The organism is Brasilonema octagenarum UFV-OR1 (genome assembly GCF_963888615.1).
Classification (GTDB): domain Bacteria; phylum Cyanobacteriota; class Cyanobacteriia; order Cyanobacteriales; family Nostocaceae; genus Brasilonema; species Brasilonema sennae.
Window position 1 is genome coordinate 1 of sequence record NZ_CAWPKW010000167.1, and the last position, 7,196, is coordinate 7,196.

General features: G+C 42.8%; 5 protein-coding genes. 3 read left to right on the top strand and 2 right to left on the bottom strand.

From position 1 onward, the window contains the following. Window positions 1–155: 155 nt before the first annotated feature. Both AC5590_RS11425 and AC5590_RS11430 read right to left on the bottom strand, forming a co-directional pair. Entirely contained in the window at window positions 156–1,073 is a 918-nt protein-coding gene (locus tag AC5590_RS11425) for a histone deacetylase family protein (RefSeq protein ID WP_169268695.1), read from the bottom strand. A gap of 48 nt (window positions 1,074–1,121) precedes the next feature. Beyond that, the gene (locus AC5590_RS11430) at window positions 1,122–1,343 is read right to left on the bottom strand and encodes a hypothetical protein (protein ID WP_169268696.1); all 222 of its coding nucleotides are present in this window, start codon (window positions 1,341–1,343) and stop codon (window positions 1,122–1,124) included. Between the two features lie 533 nt (window positions 1,344–1,876). On the opposite strand from AC5590_RS11430, the gene gshA reads away from it, so the two are divergent. The 3 genes from gshA (at window position 1,877) to AC5590_RS11445 (ending at window position 6,966) form a co-directional block, all read left to right on the top strand. Further along, complete coding sequence (gshA, locus tag AC5590_RS11435) at window positions 1,877–3,013, top strand: glutamate--cysteine ligase (RefSeq protein ID WP_169268697.1); 1,137 nt, start codon at window positions 1,877–1,879, stop codon at window positions 3,011–3,013. Window positions 3,014–3,367: 354 nt separating this feature from the next. Further along, window positions 3,368–3,823 carry a tRNA (cytidine(34)-2'-O)-methyltransferase gene (locus AC5590_RS11440; RefSeq protein WP_169268698.1) on the top strand — a complete coding sequence of 152 codons (456 nt, stop codon included), beginning with the start codon at window positions 3,368–3,370 and terminating at the stop codon, window positions 3,821–3,823. Window positions 3,824–4,695: 872 nt separating this feature from the next. Further along, window positions 4,696–6,966 (top strand): peptidoglycan DD-metalloendopeptidase family protein, encoded by a 2,271-nt coding sequence (locus tag AC5590_RS11445; RefSeq protein ID WP_169268699.1) that lies wholly within the window; start codon window positions 4,696–4,698, stop codon window positions 6,964–6,966. Window positions 6,967–7,196: the final 230 nt, after the last annotated feature.

Here is a 7,196-nt window from a genome sequence, read left to right on the forward strand (position 1 = left end):
CGCGTGTTTATGAGCCACGAACTTGAGTTCTGGGCGTACTCAGCCGGAGGTGCAAGATCTGAGTTTGGTTATTGGTTTAACTCTTGATTATGAATTAAGTTTATATCATCAGATTTTTTCTACAATTTCGCACTGCGAACAAGTCTACTTACTACTCACGCGATGCAGCGCTCAATTGTTGCGACAACTGACTTAGAAAGTGCGTCAAAATCATAACCACCTTCCAAGCCGAACAGAATTTTACGAGTTATTCCCAGGCAATAATCTGTGAATAAACCATAATCTTGCGGTTGCAAATTAATACTAGCCAATGGATCATCGGCGTTGGCGTCGTAACCCGCACTCACAATCAATAAATCCGGCTGAAAACTGGATAAAAAGGGTACTACTTTTTTTTCAAAAATAGGTTGGTATATTTTGATGTCGCTGCTAGGAGGAATTGGCAAATTCAACACATTCTTATGAAAACCACGCTCTGTATGATGTCCTGTCCCTGGATAGCAAGGGTACTGATGAAGAGAACAGTAAGCAATTTGTGAGTTTTTTTCTACTATTGCCTGGGTACCATTACCGTGATGCACATCCCAGTCAAGGATGGCAACACGGTTAATTTCTGGTTGTTCGAGGGCATAAAGAGCAGCGATCGCCGCATTGGAAAACAAGCAAAACCCCATCCCCTGATCACTTTCAGCGTGGTGTCCTGGTGGACGCGCCAACACAAAAGCTGGTTCGCCAGTTTCCAATACAACATCAACTCCATCCAACCAGGCACTCACTGCCAACAAAGCAACATCATAACTGCGTCCAGAAACAGGTGTATCTCCATCCAAATAACCACCGCCTGCAACAGCAATTTCTTGAACTTTCTTGATGTAGCGCCGGGTGTGTGCTTGTTCCAACACAGATATGATAGAGCGCTTTTCTGGTAGAGTGGGCAAGCGCCATTCAATATGTTGTGCAAACGCAGCTTGTTTTAAGGCGGTGGCGATCGCACTCAGACGTTCTGGTTTCTCTGGATGGAAAGATCCAGTCTTGTGATCCAGAAACTCGTCGGAATAAATGACTGGCAGCATAGGTCGAGTGAAGTAAGCAGTAAGATACTGATTTCAATTGTATGCTGACTACTCTTTGGGCAACCCGGTAAATTCATCGCTTGGTTCATCCAGCATTTCCGGTGCTATAGCTGGGTTACTCCTACGTTCTTCTGGCGATTGACTCAATATCACATCGTCTATTCTTGGAGGATTTTTAATTTTGTCAAGTACCTCAGGACTTAATTGGGATTCATCACTTTGTGGATTTGTTTTTTTAGCTTGATTAGGAGTTGTTTCATTGCTGGACATAATTATTTCCTCAACGCTTAACGCTTAACAGTGAACAGTAAACAGTAAACGACTGATAACTGATAACTGTTAACTGTTTGAACCTTACACGCCTCAGCTTAAGCTCTGGTGTAGGAGGTACACACTATCTTGAGGGGTAAGTTAAGGATAAGAGAAAGATTTCGGTACTCTCTGGTTTGTCAACGCGGCTTGCGTCCTTGTTGGTTCCGGCGGCGTGGCAACAAAGAAAATTTTCTTTTCCCCTCACAACGCGCTTGTGCTAAGAAAGCGGGAAGCCGCCTCCGGCGTCTACAAGTCGGGAAACCCTCTCCGTTTGCGTAGCGCCCCCTTCGGGGCTAGTTGCCACAACGCGGGGAACCCGCGCAAGGCACAACTCTTGGCAGTACTGGCTCCCCAACGCACTGGCTCCCCTTACACCCCCACACCCCTACACCCCTTTCTTGATCAACTGTTAATTCACCCTAAGGTTGTAAACAGAAATTCGTTGCCTTCGATACAATTTAGAAGTAAGGAGAGCCGAGGAGAACAGACCAGTGCTATTAAAAGGCTTTGAAATTGAGATGTACACTGGGACGCCCAGTGGTGATATAGTCGGACTCTCCGACAAGATTGTTGGATCTTTGGATGGATTTGTCCGAGAGCCGGATAGTCGAAACGTAGAATATATCACTCCACCGTTACAGAATTACGAACAGCTTTTATGTGCCTTGTTGCGTCCTCGGCTTGAACTTAGAAACTTCATCAAGCAATTAGGTGATTACACGCTGATTCCAGGAAGCACTCTGTCCTTAGGAGGAGGCGATCGCTTTTTTCGCTCAGATCCAACAAACCCCTATCATGACTACATTGAGCAAACATACGGTACCAAGGTTGTCACCGCTAGCGTTCACATTAATGTAGGCATTAGCGATCCAGAAGTCTTAATGCGGGCGTGTCGGGTTATAAGGGTAGAAGCACCCTTGTTCCTTGCCTTGAGTGCATCATCTCCGTTTCTGAATGGCAAAGCAACTGGTTATCATTCCACACGCTGGGGTGTTTTTCCGCAAACGCCTTCTCATGTACCTTTATTTGAAAGCCACGCCCATCACATTAAATGGGTGGAAAATCAACTGATCGCTGGAACAATGCAAAATGTTCGTCATCTTTGGGCGTCAGTTCGACCAAATGGCGATCGCCGCCCTTATGATTTGAATCGTTTAGAACTACGAATTTGCGATTTAGTCACAGATCCAATTGCTTTACTGGCGATAGCAGCTTTAGTAGAGGCACGTTTATTACAAGTTATCAATAATCCCTCTATCGATCCATTAACCCAAAGCAGCTTCACCCCAGACGAACTTATTTCCCTAACCTATGCCAACGAAACTGCAGCGGCGACTTCCAGTCTTGAGGCTCAACTTCAGCATTGGCAAGATGGTAGGAGTATTTTAGCCAGAGATTGGATTAGTGAAATATATCAAGATGTTTGGGCGATCGCTAAGCAGCATGGCTTTGCCTGTTTCCTTTCACCATTACAAAAAATCTTGCGTGAAGGTAACGAAGCTCAACAATGGTTACAACTGCACGCACTTGGCTTGAGTGAAAGACACGTTCTCACTCAAGCTATTGACGCAACAAGAGAATGCGAAGTTGAACTAGAAGATAAATTGTGTTCATCTTCGGTTGCTTAGCACACCTCACCCTCCGGGTTCGGGAATCTAAATGTGAATAAATCTTGATCATGATTTGTCCATTCAGTAAATTCCGAACCCTTTTTATGGAAATGTTTATTTGGCGTTAAAACTTGATGTATGTCAGATATTGGTAGTGTAGAATACACCTACACATAACTTAACAAATCGTGATAAATCTCAGTATATCCCCTTACCTCTTATAAAGCACATTTTTTGTCTGTTTTAAATTTCTAATCAATTGACTCACTATCACAATATAAAAAAAAATTATGTATTTTCAGCATTAAGGAAGATGTAAAAAAAAACAGACTGCATTTAAATCAGATTTTCAATATATTAATTCTTGCGCAAATGCCCCAGGTCGTTTTAGTTAACCCGCTTATTCCTCCCAATACAGGTAATATTGCTCGCACCTGTGCTGCCACAGGCACTGAATTACATTTAGTAGGACCTTTGGGCTTTGAGATTAGCGATCGCTACCTCAAAAGAGCTGGTTTAGATTACTGGCCTTATGTCAAACTGCACTATCACGAATCTCTGGAAGCTTTTAAGTCCGCGCATCAAGCACGTGGCGGAAGATTATTAGGTTTTAGCGTCAGAGGTAGTTGCAACTACCTGGATTTCCACTTTCAACCGAATGATTGGTTGCTCTTTGGTTCTGAAACCACTGGCTTACCACTTGATCTCACATCAGCTTGTGATGTTACTCTCTATATTCCTATGAACGAACCAAATGTTCGCAGCTTAAATCTATCTGTGAGTGTAGCAGTGGGTCTTTTTGAAGCTCGTCGTCAATTGGGGTTATAGTCATTCGAGTTCTTTTAAAGACGCCAACATAGGCAAAATCTTAACAGTTTTTCTGTGATCATATACTGATTTTTGAGACATTTTTTATACAGCGATTTAATAATATCTCTGATATCTTAATAGTAAGCAGTACGAAGTGACTAACTGCAAATACAGATAGAACCAAACTATGTTTGAATTATTATTCATGACTCAGTACTCTATATTCAACACTGCTGGAGTAAAAATGACTTGAGACTGAAGAAAAAGTATAAGAAATTTCTATAGTAGTTTGGAGAAAAAGTCGAGGTGAAATGATAGATTTTCTTAAATTGGAATTTTCTCTTGAATAAGGAACGAAAACATCATGAGCCAGTCATATCAAGAGTTTGGGGTAGTTTACCTAATGTTTTTTATTTAGTGAATAGATAATGGCTGCGAGTAAATACGGTTAGTCTCGAGTAATAATAAACGTAAAACCTTGTGTCATAAATACGGATGACCTGAAAAAAGTCTGAAAAAGATTTACAGAAGGGTATAGTGTATGACGAGAGGTAGCAGCAGACAAATTGCTCGATAGCAAAGAATATGCCGAATATGTGGTTGTCAATCTTGCTGTCAAAGTAACCAAAGTGTAAGTTGTCAAAAATAAAACTCATATGATTTATTTAATATGAAAGGTGTCAGGTGTGAACAGAACAAGTCAAGGCAAAAATTTAAGATTTAAAATAACGATGTGAACTTGTCTAAATCAGAGAAGCAGGTTAATCTTGCGTAAGTATCTCTGATGTATGTGGTATTGATCTATTGCTTGTAGTGATTAAAATCATTGACTAGTACTCAGACTAGAGAATTGAGGTTGGTTAAGCGCAAGTGATCATAGGAGGTCGTCTTTGAAACGAGCATTAAAGAAGAAAGCGAGGACTGAGTTGGAAAATACCCCAGCAGATGATGTTCCGGTGGAACCAATAGACGCAGTAAATCCAAAGGTTAACCAATGTCAAGTGCCAACAACAGCTGTAATGATTGGCTTGGCAATATCAATGGGAGCAACCAGCTTTTTGGTGACTCGACAAAGCGACCAAGCTGCAGCGGCAGAAGCGTTAGGTAACCAATATACAGCCTCAACAATTCCTGTTTATAATAATTTGGAGGCGAAATTTGCTTCCACTAATAAACTAGACTCACAAGCCATCTCATCAGTGAGCTTGCCAGAAAGTCCTACAGTAGTTGAACCAACAGCAATTTCACAGCTAACTGAACAAAGAGCAAAATGGCAAGTTGGAACAAGCAAGACCTCAGTGCAAAGCTCAGCATCAGTCGGAATTGTAAATTCACTGACAACAGCACAAGCACAACAAACCACTGCTTGGGAAAAAAACAACTTCCAACAGTCCAGAAAGCTGGGAGCACAAACACTCTCTAATGCTGATGGTATTATTAATTTGCAAACTGTGTCTTCCCAATCTGCTCAACCAGAAACAGTAGAAGCTAGAAACACAGAAGAACTAGAAGTAAATGCTCAACTAAAAGCCCAGCAAGAATTTGCCCGAAACCAATTACAGGAAGAATCAGATCGCCTCAGAAAAAGTTTGACTCAATGGCACTCTGAACAAACTAAAGATTTATCACAACAAGCATCGACTAGGTTAGTACAGCCAATGACAGTGGCAGGGAAAATCTCCCAGACAAGTACTATCACTGGTACATCGCAGTTGAATACGACTAGCGATGTTAGCAGAGCAAGGCTCATGTCAAATTTAAACCAACAATCAGAGGTGCAGGTGTTAGCAGTACCAGCTTCAACAGTAGCTACACCAGTAGCGGTCACACAAACAGCAACTGCAGTATATGAAGTCAAGTCAGGAGATACAATAGGAGATATCGCCAACGATTATGGCATTTCAGTCCTAGAACTCATAAAAGCTAATAATCTTAACAATCCTCATCAGCTGAAAATCAGCCAAAAACTGTCCATCCCAGTGGCGCAAAACCCCACTACTGCTCAGCCATCTGTCGCAACAAAACTGAGTGGTGTTGGAGCCAGTGGTACTAGCAACATTAGCCAAACAAGTGCAAAAGCACTCATTGCCAACAACAGCAGTGTTACTGTTCCAACATCAGTAGTTGGGAATACCCAGTTTCAGTCATACGTTCAATCGACTACTAATTTAGCAGAAAATACTATTACAAATAGCCAGTCTTCTGACTCTATCACATATTATGGTGTTGGTGGTGACGCTCCATTGCCAAGAGTTGTTACAGAAGCTCAATTGGCACAAGTACCAACTTCTACAAAAACAAAACAGGTAAAAAATAATCAACGTCTGCGCAGCTTGCAATTGGAAATCGAAAGATTACGGGAAAAATACCGTTCTCAGGAAGCTGGTAATACAGTTGTGTCAGATCCAAATGAAGCTAATGACGCGCCAGTTACAGTTCCTGGTACCAGTCAAAATGATGGTGCGGTGCCAATTTCTGTTCCCAGACCAAATAACTCAGCAGTGCAAATACCTGTAAGTGAACAGAACAAAGCTGGAATTGCGATACCCGTTCCCAGACCAATGGCTCCGAACTATGGTAGCAGACCAGGTAACCCAGCACTATTACCAAATCAAGCAATAGTAAGACCTTCCACAGGCGTTGATGCTTCTCGAGCCCTTGGCTCTATGCAGGGAAAAACAGTTTATCCACAGTTACCACCTTTAGCAGCTGTGGATAGATACCTGCCAAGAGCAATTGACGAAAATACACCCGGCCCATCCACCTCTACTACAGCTTATATGTGGCCTGCAAAGGGAACTCTAACCTCTGGCTATGGCTGGCGCTGGGGAAGAATGCACAAGGGAATTGATATTGCTAACTCAGTTGGTACGCCGATCTACGCATCAGCTGACGGTGTTGTACAAAAGGCAGGTTGGAACAGTGGTGGCTATGGCAATGTTGTGGATATCGTCCATCTTGATGGCAGCATGACTCGCTATGGTCACAATAGCAAGATTTTGGTTCAGGCTGGTCAACAGGTACACCAAGGCCAAACAATTGCTTTAATGGGCAGCACTGGCTTCAGTACTGGTCCTCATAGCCACTTTGAAATCCATCCAACTGGCAAGGACGCAGTCAACCCAATAGCTTTCCTTCCACGACAACAAGCACGTCTGTAGTCGTTAGCAATCTGTAACTTGATGATTGCTTATGATATAGAGGGAGCTAAGCTCCCTTTTTCGCTGTTTATGATACAAAGTGGCACATAGGTGGGCAGTGGCTCAACGGACAGGTGCGCGACTGTCGGGAGACCCTTTCGGCAGTCGCTCATGGGAAGCCAGTACTGTCCCTTGCGCGTGGCACTTTGTGCCATAGTCCTGGTTTCCCTCTCCTGACCCAGACGCTACTT